We start from the raw sequence: 22,357 nt of genomic DNA on the forward strand, positions 1-22,357 counted from the left end.
ATTGTGCCTCAGGCTAAGGAAGAAGCTGGCAAAACTAGTGTCAGTATGAGAAAGCGGGCACCGAAGCACCTTTGTAGATGCGGTTGATGGTATCGGCTACAGCCTTGCTATGGTAGGCATCCACAATTTTGCGATAAGTCTCATTGTTGCGCTGATCTTCGTTGGCCACGATGATGTTGACGTAAGGATGGTTGGCTGGATCTTTCAGGTCAAAAGGCACCTGGAAAATGGCGTCGGACACCTTCATGCCTGCGTCAATCACAAAGTTGGCGTTGACCACACCTGCCGCATAGTCGGGCAGAAGGTTAATAATGCCCGCCGGATCAGTCTGCTCAATAATCAAATGCTTGGGATTACCGATTACGTCTTCAGGCACCGGCGTGGTGGTTTTAGGATCGCGCAAGGTAATCAAACCAGCCCGCTCAAGCACTTTGAGAGCGCGGCCCAAGTTCGTAGCATTGTTGGGAATGGCAATCTTACTGCCCTCTGGAATGTCTTCGACCTTCTTGTAACGCTGAGAATACAGATTCATGGGCGAAATGTATGTATCGCCTATTGCACTCAGTTTATAGTGGTTGGTGGCGGAGTCATTTTCTAGGAATGCGTAGTGTTCGCCCGCATTTAAGTCGACTTCGCGATTGCTGAGAACTTGGTTCAAGTAAATGGCATCTTGGAAGGGCTTCATAACCACGTGAATGTTGTCTCCGCGCCGGTCGAGTTCAGCTTGCACTTCCTGCCAAATTTGATCGTCTGAAGAACCGATGACTGCGATTTTCACCTCAGTTTTACCCTGCTGCCCCCCATGGAGCTTGTAGGAAGTGCCACAAATTGCAATAAGAGCCACGATAATCGCTACTGATAAAGCGATAAGTTCTATCTTGGCCTTGCGTTTTCTACCTGCCTTGTTTGAACCAGCCATAAATTTCCTTCCTTACCTACTCCCCCACGAATAACGAACCTACGACTACCAAAGTTAGTGCTCCACCACTTCGGCTAGCAGGCGGCCAAATAGCTCAATTACTGCTATTAAGAGAACCAACACGATAATCGTGGCCCAAGTCACGTCGTACATATAGCGCTGATAGCCCAAGCGGATAGCGAAGTCGCCCAAACCTCCGCCTCCCACGATGCCGACCGTGGCAGTTTCGCCGATAAGCGAGATAACAGTGATAGTGCTCACGCGGATAATGGCAGGAATGCCCTCTCGCAAGTAGACGTGCCACACAATTTGCCAGTTGGTCATACCCATCGATTCAGCAGCCTCCACAAGCCCGGCATCTACCGAAGCTAGAGCCGACTCAATCTGTCGGGAGAAGAAGGGCGTAATACCTACAACCAGTGGGAAAATCGCTCCTCTGGGACCTATTGAAGTGCCCATCATTAAACGGGTGACCGGCACAAGGGCTGCCGCCAAAATTATGAAGGGAATCGAGCGGAAGAGGTCAATGAGCTTGTCCAAGACGTTGAAGAAGAAGCCATTGCGCTTGATGCCTTCACGACCGGTTACTACCAGCCCCACGCCAATTGCGAGCGCAAGCACGAAGGAGATAGCGCCCGAGACCGCAACCATAACCAAGGTCTGTACGAAGGAGTCGAAGAACTCCGGTAGGCGCGACGCTACGTTGGGGAACCAAGAACTCAAGAGATTAGCCACGGTTCAACACCTCAATTCCTACTTCGTGTTCACTCATATAAGCCAAAGCCTGCTCAACGTGCTCGGCCGAGCCTTCCAAACGCACAACCAAGCCACCCAGTTGGGAGCCTTCGACCACATCGACATCACCGAAAATAATGTTGACATCCACATCGAAGAGCCGAGAAATAGTGGAAACCATAGCCTGATTGACTGCCTTCGACAGGAAGCTCATCTTGAGGAGCACCTGCCCAGGCTCCAGCTGGACGATAGGCGACTCTTGCTCTATTAAGTCGCCAACCTTGTCGAGATTGGAGGTGGTTGCGACGAAAGAGCGAGTCAGCGGAGCCTTTGGCTTGGCGAAGATATCGAAGACCCTGCCCTCTTCCACGATGCGTCCTTGGTCAATGACGGCTAATCTGTTGCATATTTGGCGCACGACGGCCATCTCGTGGGTAATCATTACAACGGTAATGCCCAGTTGGTCGTGCAAATCGCGTAGCAGGGCAAGAATTGATTTGGTGGTGTTGGGGTCGAGAGCCGAAGTCGCTTCATCGCTTAATAGAATGTCTGGTTTGTTAGCCAAAGATCGGGCGATAGCTACTCGCTGCTGCTGACCGCCCGAGAGCTCGCCTGGATAGGACTGAGCCAAGTCAGACAAGCCAACCAGTTCAAGCAGCTCCTGCGCCCGGGAAGCGCGCTGGAGGCGGGTGAGATTGGAGTTGTGCAGGGGTAACTCCACATTGCCTAGCAGAGTGCGAGACGGCATGAGGTTAAAGTGTTGAAAAATCATGCCCGTCCGCTGGCGGAGCTCGCGCAGACCTTGACTATTGAGGCTGGCTACTTCCTGCCCGCGCACCTTAAGTGAGCCGCCTTGGTAGCTTTCCAAACCGTTGATGCAGCGTACCAGTGTTGACTTACCTGCGCCGCTGAGGCCGATGATGCCGAAGATGTCGCCCTTGTCAATATCTAAGCTGATATCGGCTAAGGCAGTGCGGTCGCCCTCTTCGTCGGAATGGTAGACCTTGTTGAGGTGCGACATGGCAATAACCGAGTTGCCTGCTTGCGTCTCTTGATTGACCACGCTTCCTCCCTCTTGTTCGATACCAGCGAATTGCTGGGCATCGAACAGCTTAAGCAGGGCCCTTACTGGTGGGCAAGCTAGGGGCTATAGAAGAAATCTATGGGAGCCTATCAGCGCGCATCACTAGAGCCCTGTCCTCGTATGCATGTCGGAGCCAATGTCCACTATGTGGACATTTATTGCTCACTGTGCGGACGACTGGCTGGGCGCCACCGGTGCAGGCGTAGTCCCCTGCTCCTTGCTCGCATTCTGCTCAGGCTGAGCCGGCTGCTGCTGCTTCTTAGCGGCAGCCCGGCTCGCAGCCAGGTCGGAAGCGCGAGTAGGTGCCTTCATAAAGGAAGTATCTTTCACATACTGCTTGCCGGCCATGATGTCGTATTGCACCAGCCTGTAATCCTCAAGAAGCTGCTTAGTCTGCTTGTCGAAGTTGCGAGCATCCATAGGCTTGCCCTGCGCATCCAAGTAGATGTTCTGCCCCTCAGGAATACGCTCCCAGCCCTGAATTTGATTCACCACCGGAGGCTCGATCGCTGAAACCTTGCTCTTGAGCTCGGTAAGGAAAGCCAGATAGGGCGAGACCTTAGCATTCATGTGCTGGGCCGCTTGAGTGGTGAAGAAGTTGGGCGAGCTATAGGCTGAGTCCGACAGGTTGGTATCGCGCGAGCCGGAAGCCTTGTTCGACCAGATGAAGTAATCCGTTAAATGCAAGGCTAGCGAATTGTTTTGATCTGCAGAAGCAGTGTTGTAGATACCAGGCAGATGATCGCCGTAGAAAACAACCGTAACTGGCTTCTTCAGCTGGTCAATCGAATCCAAGAAGCCGCGGGTTGCCTGATCCGTAAGATTCACGCCCTTGGCGTAGGTGCGAATGGAAGTCAGCTCGTCGTCGCCCAAAGGTTGGGCTCCCTCAGCAGCAGAGACTTGGAAGGGATTATCTTGATACCAGTCATTGTAGGGCATGTGGTTTTGCATGGTAATGACTTCCACAAACTGGTTGGTCTGCGTGGACTGCATCTCGTCCAAAGCCGACTGGTAGGCCGCTTGGTCCGAGACGTATGGCGAAGAATCAATATGGTCCTGGTGCGCAATAATATCTTTTCCGGCCAGCGAATAGAAGTGGGAGAAACCGAATGTCTTGTAGTTTTGGGCCCTAGAATACATGGAAGGCTCATAGGGGTGGAAAGCCTGAGAATTCTTGGGGTCTCCCCAGTTTTGATTGACCATAGGCATCCACTTCAAGTCAGGAATCACCTGCTGATATGGACTGGTGAGCGAGGGGTCGAAGTTCGACATAGACAGGCCAGAGAGCGCCTGGAACTCCATGTTTGCAGTGCCACCGCCGTAGCCGGACGATAGCATGAGCCCGCTCGTAGTATTGCGCTTAATAGAGCGGATGTTGGGCATAGGGTCCATATTGAGCTGCACGCCGGGCACACGAGTTGGGTCCGAATATGACTCCGAAAGAATGTATACAACCGTGTTCTCATTGAGGTAAGTAGCGCGCTCAGCATTAATCTTGTCTGCCTGTTTTTGGTAGCGCTTGACCAAATCCTTCATGGTTGCCTGGTTGTAGTTGCTGGGCTCGTCCATCACTTTAGGATTGAGCTGACGCGAGAAGGAAACGAAGGTACCGTTACGTTGGGAATCATAGACTGAATCCCACATAGACGGCAGGTCACCCATCCAGCGGGAGAAGGAATTAGCCCAAGTTCCATAGGTGCCTACAGCAGACATAAAGAGCGCTAGAACTACTGCGGGCACCACTACGCCGGTAAGACGAATCGAAGTACCCATACGCTTATTGCCAGTGCGCACTATCCGCCCCCGCCAGCGGTCCATGCGACCAAGCAAAACACTAGCCAAAATCAGGACTACAATGAGCACAATCGTAAGCACTATTAAGAAGAATGAACCCGTGGGAAGGAAAGACATGATATTGCCTGCGTCTGATTGCAAAAAGTTCAAGTCAGAAGGCAAAATGGTCTCGTAGCGCGAAGCCACCTTGAAGTGCTCGATAACGGCAATCACTCCCGCCGCAGTCAGCAAAATCGGTGTGGCTACCCAAAAACGGTTGGTAAGGAAGAGCAAGAGGAGATATACCAAACCAATTGCAAGCAGGTTCAAAACAAATACAAACCTGTGGTCCGTCCACATAGCTGAGACGAATCCCCAAAAGCCGATGAGCGGATTAGACAGCGCAACTCTGGAAGCACTGAGCGTGACTCCCCATTGCAAGAGAGCAACAGCGACAATGTCGAAAACCACAAAGAGTAGAGCATAGAGCCATACTGGAGGCGCGAACTTGCCTCGCAAACCAGCCACACGTGCGCTGCCGTCGTTCTTTGCCAGCCCGCTGCATTCTTTCTGCTCCGCCCCAGCTTGCTCCTGCATATTGTGTTCTGTCCCCGCCGATGGCTCAGTCACGCTCGAACCTCTACCTTCCTTTTCTACCGACACCTTTGATGATTCACGCATAAAGGCTCATTCTTCCCAATATGTGAGACATCTTTACTCTCATCTGAATTAGTGCACCTGCACAGGTTCAACGTCTACTTGAAGCGCTCGAGCAAAAGAGTTAGCCAAATCACCAATCCAATCGGCAAGATCTTGGTAACGAGCAGGCATTTGTTCGCTAACTTTCACTATGGGCACCGAAGAGCGCTCAGCTGCAGCTACCAGCTGGTCACTAACCGCACTAGCCTCTTGATCATTGAACACCAGCAGTTTGGCCTCTCCTGAACTCAGCAGGAGCTCGAACTGGTGAATGTCGGCCGGCGAAGGCTCACTCTCATTGGCAATGGCTTGGCTGAAACCGGTGGGCGTAGCGTCGACCAGTTGTAAGTCTTGAGCCAAATAGTCAGCCGCCGATTCTGTAGCCACAAACCGGGTCGCTTTCACTTGTTGACCTATGCGATGAAGCTGATCGTTGAGTTTCTCCTCCTGCTGATGCCACTCGTCGTACCGCTGGGCAAAATAGTCCGCTTCATCAGGACGCAAATCTTGGTATGTTTTCGTAATAGCTTTGGCTGCTTGAACGCGCGCCTGTTGGGAAAACCATAGATGAGGATTGTCTCCCGACTTGTGTTTGGACAGCGAGGCCACGTTAATCATGTATCTGTCGTTGTCTTCGGCAGCCTTACTGGCCCAAGCGTCATAGTCTGCTCCATTCACGACCACCATCTCAGCTCGACCAATCAATCCAATATCTGAGGTAGTGGGTTCGTAGTCGTGCGCTTCTGCATTGGGGTTAGAAATGACCGCCTGTGATTTGACCTTGTCACCGCCCAGCTGCCGAGACAGAGAGGCCCACTGCCCAATACTAGAAACTACCGTAATAGGGCCATTCGCTTTTTCTTGCCCAAAGTCGGCACCGGAGCATGCGCTTAGAGCCAGTATGCTAACGAAAGCAAGCGCCCCTGCCGTAGCTGCCCGTACTCGCGTGGTCAGTTTATGGGTTTTTTTAGTTTGCTGTCGCGAAGACATTGCACACAACTTTCTAGGCTCCGGTTTCCGCCCGGTATATAAAAAATCCCCTTAATGAGATTCATTATCATTAACTATAGCACGGACACCGACGATCCTTCAGGTTGTCATGCTATCCTTCTCCTGCTCCGTGAAAGATTAGCTAGCTTCCTTCACCTTCGATTCGAACCATAGCCCGATATACACTAGTTACAGAGAAAGGTTTCCATGCTCAAGAGTTTTTCACACATTCACTTGCTCATCGGCTGGCTACCAATTACGGTTTTCACCATCGCCGGACTGGGCATAACTGCGCTTATCGTAACTCAATGTTGGAAGCGCCAGTGGAAAACTGTGGGCCGAGAACTCATTATTACGCTCGTTGCCGCGGCTTGTGGACTCCTAGCTACTTGGCTCGTCTCTGACGTATTCATGCTTTTTGAAGTGAGCCTAGGCTGGATGGTAATTTTTGCTGTCACTGCTGGTTTTGCAGCCTTGGGCTTCGTTATCTCTAGCATCGTCTTCACCCACGGTTGGAAGCGCATCCTTGCATCAGCCATGATTATTGTAGTCCTCATCGCCACCGCTCTGCGCATCGACATGATTTACGGCGAATACACCACAGTTGGTTCCCTCTTCGCCGTACCCACATATCAACGCTTCGATGGGCGTAAAGTCAGCAGACCGGTAATGAGCGTGCAAGCATGGAGAAAACTTGCTGAAGACAATACGCTTCACACGTACCCCGAAAAGGGCCAATCCTTCTCCGTGGATATCGACAACCGTAACTCGCAATTTGAAGCACGCACCGCTGACATATACCTACCTCCGGCAGCCTTAAGCGAAAAGCCTCCGGCACTGCCTGTCTTCGTCTTATTAGCTGGCCAGCCCGGCTCACCAGACCGCCTCTTTACAGCAGGAGGCATCGAATCCATGATGAATACCTACGCAGCCAAGCACAACGGTCTAGCTCCCATCGTAGTCTCTCCAGATCAAAACGGCGCCTCCAACCGCAACAGCTTGTGCGTGGATTCTCCCATTCACGGCAAGGCCGAAACCTACCTTACGCAAGATGTGCCCAATTGGATTTCTCACAATTTGCCCGTGTCTACCAACCCTGACATGTGGGCCATCGGAGGCTTTTCGCAAGGCGGCACCTGCTCTACCCAGCTGGGAGCTCGCCACCCCAATATTTACGGCAACATGATGCCGGCGGACGGAGAGATCGGGCCCACTCAGGGTTCCAAAGAGTCCATGATTGCTAACTACTTTGGAGGTAATGCCCAAGCTTTCCAAGACCAAGAACCGGTCACAGCTATAGCCCAACACGCTCCCTCCAATCAGACTATTTTTGCCGGAGCAGGGGCCAGCGACCCCACTTCTGTCAAAAATATGACCACTATTGCCCAAGCCGGAAAACGGGCAGGAATGGAGGTAGTAGTTGTAGAAGCCAAGGGAACAGGCCACGACTGGCATGCTGTGCGTGCCTCTTGGGAACCAGCCCTAAACTGGTTAGGGGAACGCATGGGCTTGGGGGATATGAGTAAACCCTTGAGCGAATACAAGAATATTTCTGAAGTCAAGATAGAGCGTTAAACAAGGAAAGCGAACACTATGAGTGCAGCGCATGTAGGACCAAGCACTATGGAGAAGTCAGCCATATCGGTGTTGGTAGATGATTTAAAACACTGGCTGCGCTCTCACATGCTGGCAGTATCCACCACACTCACCCTTATAGTGGTCAATCTTATAGTGTGGCTTGTCTACGCCCTCCTGAGAGTGCCTAAGGCACGCAGGACAGGCCAGCCACTCTCTGACTTTCTCAGCCATTCGAGCTCTACCCTACAGCACGGCGGGGCTCGCCAGCCGGGATTAATTGAGCAGTTTATCAAACTCCTCATATCGCTTTTCATCACTGTTGGCCCCTTACAGCTCATCGCAGATTCTGCTCTGGTTCTGCTCATTTTGTGCATTGCCGAACCTCGCTTGGGCCGCAGGCGTACGATTGAGGCCTCGCTCATCTCTGCTATTGGTGGCGCGGCAGCAGGCCTACTCATTTGCTTTGGCATCCACCAATTACAGTCACATTGGACTTGGTTCATGCGTGTACCCATGTCATTGAACCCTGTCGTCTTAGTCGTGGGTGCTTTGACGGCGGCAGGATCTTTCAGTAATCTCTTGTGGCGTCGGCGCATCAATTTAATCGGCTACACTTCGCTGATTTTACTGGTGCTCTACACCGGAAATCCGGGCAACTACTGCGCATTGGCGGCGGCCCTGATCGGCCAGCTTGTAGGACGCATCTGGCATGGCCCCATAACCGACCGCGCTCTAGCAGGGCGACGCTCCTCTTACGAAACTCGCCACCTGCTCGGAGCTATCTCAACTGTGCTTGCACTGGGGCCGCTCGTCACCGCCTCGTCTAAGGTTAAGGCCGGCGTTTTCACACCTCTGGGCATGTTTATGGGACCTGGCCCTGCTGGCACAGACCACCTCTCATCCTGCCTCAAAACGAACACAGCAGCCTCTTGCTACGCCCAATACGGTCTCACCCGACCAGTATCTGCCACAACCTTCATTAGCCTGCTAGTACCCACCGCGGTAATGCTTGCCGTTTCTTGGGGCATTTACCACGGCCGCCGAGTAGCAGCTATGACCAGCATGGTCCTCAACGGCTTAACCGTAGTGCTCGCTCTGGTTTACTACCTGCTCGTGCCTATCACTCTAGGCGAAGGATTGGCGAAAGCAGTGCGCCACGGAGCTATCCCCTCCTTGCTCGTCATCGCCCTACCACCGCTCATTTTTGCCTACTGCATTGGCCACTACCTACGCTACTTCCCAGTTCGCACGAAGCCCAGCCGTCTACGCATCGGTTCACTGGTCATCGTGATTGGCTGGTTTGCCACAGCGGCTTTCTATCTTTTCTGCGTCACACTCTCCCCCGGTTCTTTCAAACCGCAGCCTACCTTTAACATGGCACTTGCTGAGCTACCCACCCGCTATCTGACCAACGGTGTAGCCAACCGCTTTAGGCCTCGTTTTAGCGCCCGTACTTTTACCGGCTTGGTCATCAATAATTCGGTTGGTTTCATTTTCTGGTTCATAGTTCTCATAGTGCTCCTGTCATGGATGCGCAGCTCGGTCTTACAAAACGAAGACGAGCGTCTCAAGGCCAACGCTTTGGTCGAAACCGGCGGCGAATCCATGACCTTCATGACTACTTGGGAAGGCAACAACTACTGGTTCTCTTCCACCGGCCACTCCGCCATCGCTTACCGGGTTCTCCACGGCATTGCACTAACGACTACAGGCCCCTTCGGCGATCCAGACGAATACATATCTGACCTCCACGAATTCTGGCACTACTGCACCGAGCATTCCTGGTCGCCAGTCTTCTATTCCGTACATAAGCCCCAGCGAGACGAATTGGTAGCCCACGGTTGGACTTCACTCGAAGTGGGCTCCGAAATGGTGGTAACCCCCTCAACTTGGGAGACGCGCGGCAAGAAGTGGCAAGACATTCGCACAGCCATCAACAAGGCCAAGAAGAGCAACTACCACGACGAGCTCTCCACCTTTAACGATGCCCCTTGGGATGTGCAATCCCAGATTGTGGCTATCTCTGAGCAGTGGGCCGAGCTAAAGGCCCTGCCTGAGATGAAGTTCACCTTAGGTGGCTTAGATGAGCTGCGCGACCCGCGTGTGGCCCTCTTATATGCCATTGATGCCGAGGGCACAGTCTTGGGTGTTACCTCTTGGATGCCCACCTATCGCGAAGGCAAAGTCGTGGGGTGGACCCTCGACTTTATGCGTCATCGCACCGACGCTCCAAACGGCATTATGGAATTCCTTATTGCCCGTATGGCCGAGCGCTTACGCGACGAGGGCGAGGTTGAATTCATGAGTCTATCTGCCGCTCCCCTAGCAGGCATGAACCCAGAGCGCGACAACCAGGGCGAAACCACTCCGCAAATCTTGCAGCACGCCCTCCAGCTAGTGGCTGATTTGATGGAACCCGCTTACGGTTTCAAGTCGCTCTTCTTCTTCAAAAAGAAGTTCCAGCCCAGCGAGCACCCGGTCTATATCTGCTATCCAGACCCTGCCCAACTAGTCCAGATTGGTTTGGCCGTAGTCCAGGCCTACTTGCCTGATTTGAAGGCTTCTCAAGCCTTAGATGCCCTCAAATCACTGCGCCCCGCCAAGAGTGAGAAAGATAATGCTGACAGCACAAACCACACCAGTGAAAAGAACAAAGCAAAAGAAGCCAGCGCTGACAAGGCAAATGGCAGCACTGCCACAGCCGAGCCCAGCCCAATGATCGCTGCAGCAGATGCTCAGAAGCAGCCTGCGGACTTGCCCGCAGCACAGGCAGCAGCTAGCACTGAAACGAGCGAAACGAACTAGGACTTAGGCTGAGCAGCTTGAGATCGCTCAGCTGCTCAGCAGGTTAGGCAACTAGGAAAAGGCCTTAACGGGCATCTTGCTGACAGTCAGGGCACAGTCCGTATACTTCAAGCGTATGAGAAGATACGGTGAACCCTTGCGCTGCTGCTACAGAGCGCAGCCAATCCTCGTGAGGTGGTTGAATTTCAACGGTTTTACCACATGCTTCACATACTAAATGGTGGTGATGGCGACGCTGGGCCGCGCACAGCCGATACAGCTGGGTGCCCTTGTGCTCGATAGTGTCAACGGACCCGCTTTGTGAAAGCGAGCTGAGCTGGCGATACACGGTTGCCAAACCCACATGCTCGCCTGCTTGATCAAGTAATTCGTGTAATTCTTGGGCGGAGACGAATTCACGCTGGCCGCGTAAGACGCGACGCACGGCCTCTTTCTGTCTGGTCTGGCGCAAGCTTCGATCTGTCATGGTCTCCTCCGCGAAGTCGCTAGTATATGTTTGAGCAGTAGAACTGCCTTTGCAAGCTTAGCGTACACACCGGTCGCCTCGCTAGAGCTCTCCCACACTGTGCCCTCAGCACAGCAGAGCAGCATGATTCTTGAGCCTATTTTATGGAGATGACGCGCCACCGGCCATCATGTACCCGCATTGGTTAGAATATAAGAGTTCGGCCCCGTAGCTCAGCTGGATAGAGCGACTGACTTCTAATCTGTAGGTCGCCGGTTCGAGTCCGGCCGGGGTCACCAACAAGCCCCCTACTCCCATACCGAGAGTAGGGGTTTCTTGTAAGCGCCCGGTGTTCCCTAAAACCGGAGCTTGTGTGGCATTTGTGTGCCATAGGGCTTCAAAATCCAATATTGCAAATGAGGTTCCGTAGCACATGCACGGATGCTTGCACTAACTCGATAGTTACCGGTACTTCTCTTGCATTCTCCAATAGTCAAGCTCGCTACCTCCCACCCGAATAGACGCAATGTCAGCCTTTACTTCGTCTTTCTGTGCTTGCAGCTGACGGCGTTCTGCCCTAGTCAAGGTTGGGTCTTGCAGTTGGTCTATGAGGGCGTTCTTGCGCTGTTCGAGCAGGGTCTTAATGCGTAAATGCCGCTCAGTGGTTTGGTCATATTGCTCAGCGGATGAGTGACGCATCACTACATCGGTTGGATCATCGTAGTTGGTCATTGGGGCGAGAATAGCAAGCCAAAGCCGCGCCCAAACTCCTATCCGCTGGCGGCAGACCTGCCCTCAGCGAACACCTCTGCCCAAGGCAGAAAACCACTCACCCCGAGCTCTCACAAAGCAACATCCAAAGCTTTACGAAAATTCAAGAAACGGCTTTCCTACGCTTTACACTGCCCCTACTGGGCCACGTACCGCGCCTCCACCCAAGGCTGAAATCGCAAGACAATCAAGAGCACCGCAGTCACTACAGCAATAGCTGCCATTCCACCAAAGCTCACTAGCAGAGGGCTACTGTTTGTTATGCCAGCCACTAATTGGAAAACCCAAGTTGAAGCAGTGAATCCTAAGCTGGTCATGGCCGAGAAGATGCCCATGACCAACGGGTAGTGTTTACGCTCGGCCAAGTTTGAGAGCAAGTATGGGCAGGTCGCCATATTGATGGCACTGCCCGAGCCCACTAAGAAAGCAGCTAAGCACACCAGCGGGAAAGCCTTGGTGAAGAGGAAGATGCACGCGCCAGCCGCCATCAGTATGAAAGCGAAGGGAATAGTGAAGGAGCGCAGACTCGAACGCAGGCGGTTAATAGAAAACCCAATCACCACCGACGATCCCGTGTTAAACATCAGAGCAAAGCCCGCAGCATCGGTGCCTCCCAAGCGATATTGGGAGATATAAACTGAAAGCTTGTTGTAAAGAATGGCAATCAGAAAAATACTGAAAAAGCCAAGGAGAATGCACACTACGATAGCGGCATTGCTCTGACGGGCTCTCCCCTGCTCTGACGGAGACTGCCCATCTTGAGCACTGACCTGCTTGCTGGGCTCCTCGCTAAAGACCTCGTCTGGGTCAGCCGCCTTGACATAAGGCACAAAGCAGGCCACGAGGATCACGCCCAGTAGAGCTAGAGCATAGAGCCAGTAGTTGCGCACCCAACCGCCGGTTGCCAACATGCCGCCCGCAGCCAAAATGACCATCGCCGAGCCGTCTTGCATAGCCAAGACCTTGCCCATGAGCCCCGAGAGCTGAGGACCGCGGAAAAAGCGAGCCGACAGACTGGGCAGAACCGTGGTCAGCATACCAGCGCCAAAGCCAGTAATGACAGCAAAAACAAGCAGCTGGTGGACGCTGGAATGGAAAGCTATGGGCATAAGGCCACCAAAGGCAATGCAGCAGCACGAAACAAGCCCCACAACTTTGAAGGTGAGCCATTCCATGAGCTTGCCCACAAGCAGAGCAGAAACTACTGCTGCCGTGGCTCCAATCGTGGCAATCGACTCTACCGTTGCTGGATTGTCGTGAGGAAAAGCGGCTTGAATAGCCGCGACTGAAGGCGAAATAATCGAATCAAACCGCGAAAGCATGGCCAAGGTGAAAATGCCTACCAAAATGCCCGCATTGCGCTTAGTAAACACCGAAGCTGCCATCTCTTAACTCCCGTCATAGCCTTGCGGACACGCACCACCTACTATGTGAAGTATAGGAAGTTTTGAAAGCGAAACCCAGGCAACATTGCACGAAAAGCGAACGATGTGCGAAAGCTCACATCTGCCGCAAACCGGCCGGGATTATTCAATTACAAAGGCCAGAATCAACAAGACAGCCAAGAAAATCACATTCCAGAGCGTATAGACCTTCAGGTAGTGGCCCTTGCTCTCGGGATACTTCTTGACCACCGCCTTGTAGGAAATAAGCGAAGCCATAGAAGCGATAAGCGTGCCCAGTCCGCCCAGGTTAGTGCCCACAATAATCTGGCGCCAAGAGCTCGAAAAGCCCGAAACCAGTAAGGAAGTGGGCACATTGCTAATGACCTGACTAGTAATGACTGAAGTAAGCAAAGGATAGGAGCCAACCAGGCCGGAAACGAGATGGTAGAACTGAGGAATGCGGCGGGCATTGCCAATGAAAATGAAGAAGGCCACGAAGGTAAGGAGGAGACCCCAATCTACTTGGCTGAAAACGTGGCGGTCGCACAGGAGGAAACCTATAGCCACAATCGCAATCATAAGCCACTGCGGTAAGAGGCCGCCCACGCCTAGCAGACAAACCACGAACAGGGCGCTATAAACTGCTATACGCCAGCCCTCACACGGCCCCATCTGCACTTGCGGGTGAATCTTATCGGGCTGAGGAGAGAACACGGACTCTTCGATGGCGTTCGCCTGCAAATCACCTAAACCGGCGGCCCCATCCTTGCCAAACGCCAGCCAGATTACCGCTATCAGCATGAGGGCCGAAGCTAGCGTATAGGGCCCCATGATGGCCATGAATTCGCCAGTTGACATGAGCGAACAGGCTTTGAGATAGAGGTTGTGGGCGTTGCCGACGGGAGTGAGCATAGAGCCGAGATTGGCGCCCAAAGTCATGAGTGTGGCAACTAAAAAGGTGCGCTCTTGCAAGCCAGCCATAATTAAGACGGCGATAGCGAAGGGGATAAAGGTTACGAGAGCTACATCATTGGTGATGAGCATGCTTGAAAAGAAGGGCAGGGCAGTCAACACCAGGACGAGGCCACGCACCGTGTGGACGCGCGAAAGCAGGCTAGAGCCGATTTTATGGAAGACGCCGATGCGTTGGAAACCGCAGACCACCACCATGAGTGAGCCCAGCTGAGCCAAGGTGTTGTAGTGAATATAACTAAGATAAGCCTTATCTGGGTGCACGAAAAAGCAAGAGATGAGGGCAATAGCTGAAGCGATTACGAGTACGGTTTCGCTCTTGAGAACCCTCAAGGCCCACTGTTTCATTCCCGCCTCCGAACCGTAATACCGCACTCAAGTTTACGCTTACTGCGGAGTTCGCCCCGCCAGAAGGAGCAGGAAATTGTGAAAGAAGCCGGATTTGCATAGTTGACTAAGTCAATTTTATTCGGTCAGACCGCGCTGCAACAAATACGCATCAAGAAAAGGCTTTCGAAACGGCAGTTAACCGCTTCGAAAGCCTCTATTTACAACGCATTCGTAGTATTTACGACTCTCGCAATTCGCAGACTCAGTTATCTTCGTGCTGAGGAATCAGCAGAGAAGCTAAGTAGGCCAAAGCTAGCAGGACCACAGCGCCAATCATAGTTGCCATATAGCCGCTGCTGCCGTTGCTGTCAGACGTGAAGGCGTTCATGAAAGCGTATAGCACTGCGTATGACAGGCCAGCGCCAAGGTTGAAAGCGCCAGCGTTAAGTCCGGGCAGGTAGCCGGTGTTGTCAGCCGGAGAAAGCACGATACCCAAGCCGTTGAGCATGATATTAACCGTGCCCGCGTAAGAAATGCCCAACACTACGGAGAGCACCACAAGGGCCCACACGCTCGGTGCCTTGCTCACATAAATGCCAAACAAGAGGCCAATGACGGTCACCACTAAGCCAGCACGTAAGACCGCACGATAACCGAACTTGGAAGCCAGCATGCCGGCGACGGGGCCGAAAGCTAGACCGACTAGAGCGTACGGGGTCAGCGTTGCGAAAGAGACCACGCTGGCAGACATGCCCGCGCCAAACTTCGCATCTTGAGCAATCGCCGGGACGATGCCGTTCATGATGGCAAACACGCCGGTCATGGTGAGCAGGGTCGTAAGGAGCAGGCCCCAAGTGCGGCGCTGCTTCAAATAGTGGGTCGTCACCATAGGCGCCTTGGAGCGGTTCTCAATTTGCCAGAAGGCCACAAAGAAGGCCGCTGCTACGGCGATTTCGATAATAACCATCAGCCAGTTCGCCTCGGCTAGCTTTTCAATCTCGTTGATAGCTAGGTAAGCCAGGAGGAAGGCGACGCAGAGAGTGACCACGCCGGGCCAATCCATGCGCGGAGTCTCGATAGCATGACTCTCGTCGGCGTACAAGGCCACCAAGATGACTGCGATAACGGCGATAACGACCATGAACCAGAAGACCGCACGGAAGCCGAAGGTGCCTGCAAGCCAGCCGCCCAAAATGGCGTCCACTCCCCCGATGCCGCCGTTGACCGCGGTCAGGATAGACATGAGCTTGGCATAGCGCGCTTCGTCCGTTACGCGATTGTGGAGCATAATCAGCGTCATAGGTACAACTGGTCCCGCGACGCCCTGGACCACGCGGCCTATCATCAGCATAGGCACGTTTACCGCGAGCGCGGAAATGACGCAGCCGATAGCCGTGAGCGAAAGCATGCCCAAGAGGACCTTCTTGCGTCCAGCCAAGTCGCCTAAGCGCGGCAGGAAGAGGGAGAAAACGGCGCAGGCTGTGAAGAAGACGGTCTGAGTTAGGCCGATTTGAGCACTGTCTGTTTTGAGCTCATTTTGCATGGTCGTCAGGGCTGGCGAGAGCATGGAAGCGTTGAGCTGGAAGGCGAAGACGGCAGCCATGAGAGCTGTCATCAGAGCCGCGATGGACTTGCCGCCCTTGTCGAGCATGGGTTTGTTAGTGCTTTCCGTCATGATTTCAGCCAATCCTCTCAATAGCATCGGTGACCAAGTTCCAGAACTTGTCAAAGTCGAGCTTGGTGGCCACTTGCGTGTGGCACTCTTGCTCGCTAGGTTCGGGGCCGCGCAAATCGGCGACCGTCATGCCGAGCGTTAAATCGCCGTGGAGCTCCACGTTGACCGGGCAGCGGCGGGTCTGCACCACGCTGGGGTCGATGAGGTAGGCCACAGTGCAAGGGTCGTGCACGGGCGGATCGTCGAAGTCTTGGTTGTCTTGGTAGGACTTGCGGAAGAAGTCCATGAGCTCGGAAACGAAGTGGGCCAAGTCTGTATCCAAGCCGTCGATGCGAGATTGCACTTGCGGGGTGCACAGGGCCTGATGGGTCAGGTCGAGGCCCACCATCGTGACCGGCCATGCCTCATTGAAAACGATGTAGGCCGCTTCTGGGTCGACTTTGATATTGAACTCGGCCACTGCGCTCCAGTTGCCCACGTGGTAGCCGCCGCCCATGAGCACGACTTCCTTGACGCGGTCGACGATGCGCGGCTCTAGGCGCACGGCCATCGCGATGTTGGTCAGGGGGCCGGTGGGAACGAGCGTTATGGACTTAGGCTCGGCCGCCATAATGGTGTCAATGAGCCAGTTGACCGCGTGCCCTTCGTCGAGCGGACGCGAGGGCTGAGGCAGTTCCACACCGTCTAGTCCAGTCTCGCCATGGATGGCGGCTGCAACTTCTTGCTTGCGCACCAGAGGCCTATCGCAGCCGGCATGCACCTCAATATCAGTGGCATGAGCTGCTTCTAGCACGGCTCGAGCGTTATATGTCACCTTCTCCAAGCTCTGATTGCCGCCTACCGTAGTCACGCCCAACAAGTCAATGTCGGGGTTCCCAACGGCTAACAAGATGGCAACAGCGTCATCATGTCCCGGGTCCGAATCCAATATAATCTTCCTAGCCATTCCGGCTCACTCTCCTTAGAGATCCCGGAGCCCACCAAGCCCAACACCCGCCCAGCAAGCCCCAAACCGCCAGCAGCTGTCCGCAGCCACCCTCTCCATTGTAGTCACCCAAACAAACTAAGCCAACCGCCAATACTCTTGCTTGGGAGCAGCATAAAGCTCGTGATCTGTTTACCTCACGTTCAATCAAGAATCATTCAGAATTGCCAGTGTTATCCGTTACTCAAGATTCAGGAGTAGTTTATAGAGACGATTTAGCAATTGATATTAAGTATGAGCCTACCAGTTTGAATACGTATAAAGTTGTGTCACCCGGAGACTACATTATAAGTTTAAGGTCTTTCCAAGGAGGCTTCGAAAGATCTGACTTAGAAGGCATTGTCAGCCCTGCCTATACAGTTTTTAACTTTGTCTCCAGCGAGGATCAAGATGGTGGTTATTGGAGCACATACTTTAAGACCTATCGGTTCATAGAGTCATTGAAGCAAATCATCTTTGGTATTCGTGACGGCAAGGCTATATCATTTGGCGAGTTCGGCTCCCTTCTACTCAATAATCCATCTTTGCTAGAACAGCAGACAATTGCTAAGTTCTTCTCAATACTCGATAATCTCATCGCAGCCCACGAGCGTAAGTGCGAGCTTCTCAAGAAGAAGAAAGCCTACTACCTACAACAAATCTTCAGCCAAAAACTCCGTTTCAAAGGCTTCACCCAACCCTGGCAACAGCGTAAGTTAGGCGAAATAGCGAAGCATCAGTACGGTGGAGGAACTCCCAAAACTAGCGTTCCCCAAAATTGGAACGGTCGTCTACCGTGGATTCAAAGTTCTGATTTATCAGAAGAGTCACCATTGTGGGTACAGGCACATAAGAAAATTACTCAAACTGGTTTAAATAGTTCTGCGGCGCAGATCGTACCGGCTCATTCTATTGCCATTGTTAATCGAGTAGGCGTCGGGAAAGTGGCACTGTTACCTTTTTCATATTCCAGCAGCCAAGATTTTGTGAACCTAGCGGATTTCTCAGTGGATATTGAATATGCCGCATACGCTGTTTCGGCCATCATGAAACAGAAAGCAAAGCAAACGCAAGGCACATCTATAAAAGGTGTGCCCCAATCCGAGATTCTTAGAAGCAATATTGCAATCCCGCAATCATCAGACGAACAAAAAGCAATTGCTGCATTATGCAAAACAGTTGACATTCTGATAGCCGCTGAAACGGAATGCGAATCTCTTTTAAAGAAGAATAAACAATTTTACCTTCAAAAGATGTTCGTTTAGGCCACCAACTTATTTGATTAGTGGCCATTGCCTTATAACTCGCACATCACTTGAATGACTTTATCGTTGTCTTTGTTTTCGAGCTCACGGATAATGTGCAGATAGGTTGATTGAGTGGTGGTCATATTTGAATGACCCAAGCGTTTTGCAACTGATGCTACGGAGACACCTGCATATAGAAGTAGTGAAGCGTGAGTATGCCTGAGACCGTGAACTGATATTGCTGGAATATTGTTCTCTTTGCAGAGGCGTTCCAAACGGTCATTGACTGTAGCGTTGTACACTTTTTTGCCTTGTACAAAAATGGGCTGTTTGGGGTCTATATTTTGAACAAGTTGGTTGAACTGCATAGCCAACTGCCAGTCTAAACGGACTTTTCTGACTGACGACTCGTTCTTAGTAGGCCCGAAACAGCTTTCTTCTGCTTTGTAGTTCCAGGTTTTTGAGACAGAGAGCGTCTGCTTGCTGAAGTCGAAATCCTGAGGAGTAAGGCCAAGGGCTTCAGCAAACCGCAATCCTGTTTTTGCAATAAGTAAAATCATCCAATCCCAGTTGATGTCGTTGCCTAAATCAAGATGCTCGATAAGAGTTTTAAGCTCAGATTGGTCCAAAAACTTTGGTTTGTGCTTACGCGTCTGAGTTCCTTTTACTACTACTTTTCGAGTCGGATCTTTCTTTAAGACTCCCTCATCAACCGCATCTAGTACGGCACCTTTCAGTAAATGGTGGAAGTCCATGACCGTTTGCTTCTCATGAGTTTGTGCATACTCGTTAAGTAATTGCTGATAGCGAATTCGGCTTAGGCTCCCCAGCCGCAACTTAGGCACCAACTCTTTCAGAGTGCGGTAGGCCAACTCATACTTCTGATAAGTAACAGGTCTAACAGCCCCCTTCTTATACATTTCCATCCACTCATGAAAGTAAGCCGGTAATGTCTGATTTTTATTCACGATGCTCCGTTCTGTAGTTGTTAATACAACAGAACGGAGACTACGCAAGGGCCTCTAAATAAACATCTTTTGAAGATATGCTTTTTTAAGCTGTTTCAGTAGCTCAATACGTTGAGACAACAACCTTTCCAATTCATCTATACTCGAAAAAAATACTCCAACATATTCTTGTTCTTTCAGTGCTGGATAACGGACAAAATACAGATTACGTATAACTGATGGGTGAGCCTTTGTAGTGTAATCAAAGTGGATACCTTTATGAAGATACGAAAGTTCAGTCGATAGAAATGAATATGCAAACTCACTTTTTATCCTGATATAACCGCAAACGTTCGTTACAGAAAATTTATGTCTTGGACGATAGAAGACCTCTCCGCCACCGTCGATTGACCACGTTATAAGTTCCTCATCAAACATGTATTTCGAGTATTGACCCATCAAGCCATTTGAAGAAGCACTTGCAGAATATATTGGATATGAACCTGGAGCATTCTGAATATCTCGCTCAGATATGACATTGCCTCTATGAAGCGACAGATAGCCATTTTCTTCTAACTCGCCCAACTTACGCTGTTGCCACGGTTGGGTGAAGCCTTTGAAACGGAATTTTTGGCTGAAAATTTGTTGTAGGTAGTAGGTTTTCTTCTTCTTGAGGAGCTCGCACTTACGCTCGTGGGCTGCGATGAGATTATCGAGAATTTCAAAAATGGCTCCAATTGCATGCCATTCAGTTCTGTTAGAGGGCAGCATAATCTGTGTGCTAAAGAAATCCTTTGGGGCGATATTCAGTAAACCGTGGTTTCGAGCGCCCTCAGCAGCTATAAGATCAATTTGTTTATGCCAACTTCGGGATTCAAAATAGTAAACTAGCCCCAACGAAAGAGATTTTTCGGCTGAAAAGACAATATACAGGGTCGATAACGCGCCATTCTCATACTTGTCTAAGCGCTTTATTGCTCCATAAGGATAATCTTTAGAAGTACTTTTGTTGTATGCGAATTCACCGTTATTAATTAAGAAATAACCACTTAAAGTTGAACTAGCAACTCTTCTGTCAAAGTATGCACTTTGATCCACCAAACCATATTGAGCGGAGATAGTTAAGGGATTGATATTGGTTCGCTCTTCAACTTTTCTAGTCACCCGAACTGTAATATCTTTTAACTTATACTGCTCCCAAGGGTCAGTAAAGCCTTTGAAACGTAACTGGGGCACTAGCTTTTGATTGTTGTCTTTTCGCATTTGTCCTCCATCACTTACGCTCTAAGCAAGAGTAAGCGATGGAGGCGACCAGACAGTTCTTTACTCACCAGTTTGTTTATCAGTTGGCACCAGGTCCGCAACCATTGCGTCGAACTTGGCCTGTAGGTCAGCAATCTGAGCATCTACCTCGGCGAGCTCCTTGTTCACTTGGTCAATGTCGATAGGCTCTTCTTCTTCGAACGTATCTACGTAGCGAGGAATGTTGAGGTTGTACTCATTTTCGACGATTTCTTCCCTCGTCGCTACATGAGCATACTTTTCAACATCCTCGTGGGCAGCATAAGTGGAAATAATCTTGTCGATATCTTCTTCTCGTAAGTGGTTCTGGTTCTTGCCCTTCTCGAAGTCTTTTGAAGCATCAATGAAGAGAATATCGTTGTTGCTCCGGTTCTTGCGGAAGACCAAGACCACGGTCGGTATAGAAGTGGAATAGAACAAATTAGCAGGCAGTCCAATCACTGCGTCCAAATAGTTCTTCTCAATGAGAGCTTTACGAATCATACCCTCAGCCGCACCACGGAAGAGCACACCGTGGGGCAGGACAATTGCCATACGGCCGGTATCCTTCAGGTGGTAAACACAGTGCTCCACGAAAGCAAAGTCAGCCTTGGACTTGGGCGCTAACTTTCCGTAATCCTTGAAGCGAGGGTCCTTCATCTTAGATACTTCATTATCCCAGTGCTGTGAATAAGGCGGGTTAGCAACAACAGCATCGAAGAAAAGCGGGTGGTCTACTCCATTCGCATCCGTTCCATTAGGCCAGTCAGACTCAAGGGTGTCAGCATTACGCAAACGCATGGCGCGATATTCCACACCGTGCATCATGAGATTCATTCGTGCCAAGTTATAGGTAGTCCTATTGAGCTCCTGCCCGTAGAAGCGAGTCTGAGCAGGTGAAGTACGCTCAGGCAACTCCTGTTGCACTGTCAGCAGTAAGGAGCCAGAACCCATCGTAGGGTCATATAAACTAAAGTCTCGGCTCGTATCCCAAAGCACACCTTTACCTGCATCGGGAGCCTGCGGATCCTTGTAAGTCACTAATTTCGCTAGGACTCGTGAGACCTCATGTGGAGTATAAAACTCCCCTGCCTTTTTACCTGAATTACTAGCGAATTCGGAGATCAAATACTCGTAGACATCACCTAAAATATCGTGTCCGGCTTCATCAACAAATTCAATAGAATCGATCTTTTCGGCAATATTTGCCAGACTCTTGGCACGGGCTGAAGTCGAATTGCCCAAGCTCGAATCAGACAGATTCATATCAGAAAACACTTCACGAAAATCGCGCTCTGACTCGGAGTTGCCTTCCCGCGCTGCCAACTCCGCATTATATTTAAACCTGTCTAGCATAGATTGGAAAAACTCTGGCTTCAGAGTCTGATTATGGAGCTGTTCCATTAAGGATGCCCATGTGTATTCAGGATCTATCGCATACCCGAGTCTACGTGAGATCGCTGTACGCCAATCTTCAATACCATCTGCTGCAACGTTTCGGGCATATGCAACATTTATACTTTCACCCTCTTTACGATCCATAATTCCGGACTCATTGAGGTACTCCTCTTGCTTTTGCGACAGATACCTATAGAAAATGAATCCTAGAATATAGTCTCGGAATTCATCGGCAGACATCTTTCCTCGTAGATCATTGGCCATCGACCATAGCTGCGAAGTAAGTTGCTTAGCCGTGTTTTGTGACTGTGCCATTGCTAAATCTTCTTTCTATCTATTGCTTCCTGCCGTTGACCTGA

General features: G+C 51.3%; 17 protein-coding genes and 1 tRNA gene. 4 read left to right on the top strand and 14 right to left on the bottom strand.

Annotation, left to right across the window (positions count from 1 at the left end; genetic code table 11):
- Positions 1-40: 40 nt before the first annotated feature.
- From R8377_RS05565 to R8377_RS05585, 5 genes are all read right to left on the bottom strand, one after another.
- Positions 41-919 (bottom strand): MetQ/NlpA family ABC transporter substrate-binding protein, encoded by an 879-nt coding sequence (locus R8377_RS05565; protein WP_317642508.1) that lies wholly within the window; start codon positions 917-919, stop codon positions 41-43.
- A 54-nt stretch (positions 920-973) separates the two neighbouring features.
- Complete coding sequence (locus R8377_RS05570; protein ID WP_317642509.1) at positions 974-1,654, bottom strand: methionine ABC transporter permease; 681 nt, start codon at positions 1,652-1,654, stop codon at positions 974-976.
- Complete coding sequence (locus R8377_RS05575; protein WP_317642510.1) at positions 1,647-2,717, bottom strand: methionine ABC transporter ATP-binding protein; 1,071 nt, start codon at positions 2,715-2,717, stop codon at positions 1,647-1,649. Before R8377_RS05575 ends, R8377_RS05570 begins: the two co-directional genes overlap by 8 nt.
- Before the next feature lie 183 nt (positions 2,718-2,900).
- Positions 2,901-5,108, bottom strand: a complete 2,208-nt coding sequence (locus R8377_RS05580; protein ID WP_425605042.1) for an LTA synthase family protein — start codon at positions 5,106-5,108, stop codon at positions 2,901-2,903.
- 132 nt (positions 5,109-5,240) lie between these two features.
- Complete coding sequence (locus tag R8377_RS05585; protein WP_317642513.1) at positions 5,241-6,200, bottom strand: metal ABC transporter solute-binding protein, Zn/Mn family; 960 nt, start codon at positions 6,198-6,200, stop codon at positions 5,241-5,243.
- A gap of 207 nt (positions 6,201-6,407) precedes the next feature.
- Here R8377_RS05585 and R8377_RS05590 point away from each other — a divergent pair, with 207 nt between their 5' ends.
- Together R8377_RS05590 and R8377_RS05595 are read left to right on the top strand one after the other, a co-directional pair.
- Positions 6,408-7,775, top strand: a complete 1,368-nt coding sequence (locus R8377_RS05590) for an alpha/beta hydrolase (RefSeq protein WP_317642514.1) — start codon at positions 6,408-6,410, stop codon at positions 7,773-7,775.
- An 18-nt stretch (positions 7,776-7,793) separates the two neighbouring features.
- Positions 7,794-10,583 carry a bifunctional lysylphosphatidylglycerol flippase/synthetase MprF gene (locus R8377_RS05595; RefSeq protein ID WP_317642515.1) on the top strand — a complete coding sequence of 930 codons (2,790 nt, stop codon included), beginning with the start codon at positions 7,794-7,796 and terminating at the stop codon, positions 10,581-10,583.
- 64 nt (positions 10,584-10,647) lie between these two features.
- Here the strand turns inward: R8377_RS05595 and R8377_RS05600 are convergent, their stop codons facing one another.
- The gene (locus R8377_RS05600; RefSeq protein WP_317642516.1) at positions 10,648-11,049 is read right to left on the bottom strand and encodes a Fur family transcriptional regulator; all 402 of its coding nucleotides are present in this window, start codon (positions 11,047-11,049) and stop codon (positions 10,648-10,650) included.
- Between the two features lie 201 nt (positions 11,050-11,250).
- On the opposite strand from R8377_RS05600, the gene R8377_RS05605 reads away from it, so the two are divergent.
- Positions 11,251-11,327: transfer RNA gene (locus tag R8377_RS05605), tRNA-Arg, on the top strand.
- 163 nt (positions 11,328-11,490) lie between these two features.
- Here the strand turns inward: R8377_RS05605 and R8377_RS05610 are convergent.
- From R8377_RS05610 to uriH, 5 genes are all read right to left on the bottom strand, one after another.
- Positions 11,491-11,760, bottom strand: a complete 270-nt coding sequence (locus R8377_RS05610) for a hypothetical protein (protein ID WP_317642517.1) — start codon at positions 11,758-11,760, stop codon at positions 11,491-11,493.
- Positions 11,761-11,936: 176 nt separating this feature from the next.
- Complete coding sequence (locus tag R8377_RS05615; RefSeq protein ID WP_317642519.1) at positions 11,937-13,184, bottom strand: MFS transporter; 1,248 nt, start codon at positions 13,182-13,184, stop codon at positions 11,937-11,939.
- Positions 13,185-13,325: 141 nt separating this feature from the next.
- Positions 13,326-14,504 carry an SLC13 family permease gene (locus R8377_RS05620; protein ID WP_317642520.1) on the bottom strand — a complete coding sequence of 393 codons (1,179 nt, stop codon included), beginning with the start codon at positions 14,502-14,504 and terminating at the stop codon, positions 13,326-13,328.
- Between the two features lie 244 nt (positions 14,505-14,748).
- Entirely contained in the window at positions 14,749-16,161 is a 1,413-nt protein-coding gene (gene uriT, locus R8377_RS05625) for a uridine transporter UriT (protein ID WP_317642521.1), read from the bottom strand.
- 4 nt (positions 16,162-16,165) lie between these two features.
- Positions 16,166-17,107, bottom strand: coding sequence for a uridine-preferring nucleoside hydrolase UriH (gene uriH, locus R8377_RS05630; RefSeq protein WP_317642522.1), 942 nt, complete (start codon positions 17,105-17,107; stop codon positions 16,166-16,168).
- Positions 17,108-17,394: 287 nt separating this feature from the next.
- On the opposite strand from uriH, the gene R8377_RS05635 reads away from it, so the two are divergent.
- A complete protein-coding gene (locus R8377_RS05635; RefSeq protein ID WP_317642523.1) occupies positions 17,395-18,390 on the top strand; it encodes a restriction endonuclease subunit S in 996 nt (331 codons plus the stop codon).
- A 32-nt stretch (positions 18,391-18,422) separates the two neighbouring features.
- On the opposite strand, the gene R8377_RS05640 is transcribed toward R8377_RS05635, so the two are convergent.
- Genes R8377_RS05640 through R8377_RS05650 form a run of 3 tightly spaced genes read right to left on the bottom strand, consistent with a single transcriptional unit; the run spans position 18,423 to position 22,313 of the window.
- Entirely contained in the window at positions 18,423-19,340 is a 918-nt protein-coding gene (locus tag R8377_RS05640; RefSeq protein WP_317642524.1) for a site-specific integrase, read from the bottom strand.
- A 54-nt stretch (positions 19,341-19,394) separates the two neighbouring features.
- On the bottom strand, positions 19,395-20,582 hold the full coding sequence (locus R8377_RS05645) for a restriction endonuclease subunit S (RefSeq protein ID WP_317642525.1): 1,188 nt from the start codon (positions 20,580-20,582) through the stop codon (positions 19,395-19,397).
- Between the two features lie 60 nt (positions 20,583-20,642).
- Positions 20,643-22,313, bottom strand: coding sequence for a type I restriction-modification system subunit M (locus tag R8377_RS05650; RefSeq protein ID WP_317642526.1), 1,671 nt, complete (start codon positions 22,311-22,313; stop codon positions 20,643-20,645).
- Between the last annotated feature and the right edge of the window lie 44 nt (positions 22,314-22,357).

This window comes from Bombiscardovia apis (assembly GCF_033095945.1).
GTDB lineage: Bacteria > Actinomycetota > Actinomycetes > Actinomycetales > Bifidobacteriaceae > Bombiscardovia > Bombiscardovia apis.

What these genes read in the sequence shown, in the direction of transcription:
- R8377_RS05565 (WP_317642508.1), bottom strand. Translation starts at nt 919, where the DNA reads ATGGCTGGTTCAAACAAGGCAGGTAGAAAACGCAAGGCCAAGATAGAA.
- R8377_RS05595 (WP_317642515.1), top strand. Translation starts at nt 7,794, where the DNA reads ATGAGTGCAGCGCATGTAGGACCAAGCACTATGGAGAAGTCAGCCATA.
- R8377_RS05610 (WP_317642517.1), bottom strand. Translation starts at nt 11,760, where the DNA reads ATGACCAACTACGATGATCCAACCGATGTAGTGATGCGTCACTCATCC.
- R8377_RS05585 (WP_317642513.1), bottom strand. Translation starts at nt 6,200, where the DNA reads ATGTCTTCGCGACAGCAAACTAAAAAAACCCATAAACTGACCACGCGA.
- uriH (WP_317642522.1), bottom strand. Translation starts at nt 17,107, where the DNA reads ATGGCTAGGAAGATTATATTGGATTCGGACCCGGGACATGATGACGCT.
- uriT (WP_317642521.1), bottom strand. Translation starts at nt 16,161, where the DNA reads ATGACGGAAAGCACTAACAAACCCATGCTCGACAAGGGCGGCAAGTCC.
- R8377_RS05600 (WP_317642516.1), bottom strand. Translation starts at nt 11,049, where the DNA reads ATGACAGATCGAAGCTTGCGCCAGACCAGACAGAAAGAGGCCGTGCGT.
- R8377_RS05620 (WP_317642520.1), bottom strand. Translation starts at nt 14,504, where the DNA reads ATGAAACAGTGGGCCTTGAGGGTTCTCAAGAGCGAAACCGTACTCGTA.
- R8377_RS05615 (WP_317642519.1), bottom strand. Translation starts at nt 13,184, where the DNA reads ATGGCAGCTTCGGTGTTTACTAAGCGCAATGCGGGCATTTTGGTAGGC.
- R8377_RS05645 (WP_317642525.1), bottom strand. Translation starts at nt 20,582, where the DNA reads ATGCGAAAAGACAACAATCAAAAGCTAGTGCCCCAGTTACGTTTCAAA.
- R8377_RS05580 (WP_425605042.1), bottom strand. Translation starts at nt 5,108, where the DNA reads ATGCAGGAGCAAGCTGGGGCGGAGCAGAAAGAATGCAGCGGGCTGGCA.
- R8377_RS05650 (WP_317642526.1), bottom strand. Translation starts at nt 22,313, where the DNA reads ATGGCACAGTCACAAAACACGGCTAAGCAACTTACTTCGCAGCTATGG.
- R8377_RS05590 (WP_317642514.1), top strand. Translation starts at nt 6,408, where the DNA reads ATGCTCAAGAGTTTTTCACACATTCACTTGCTCATCGGCTGGCTACCA.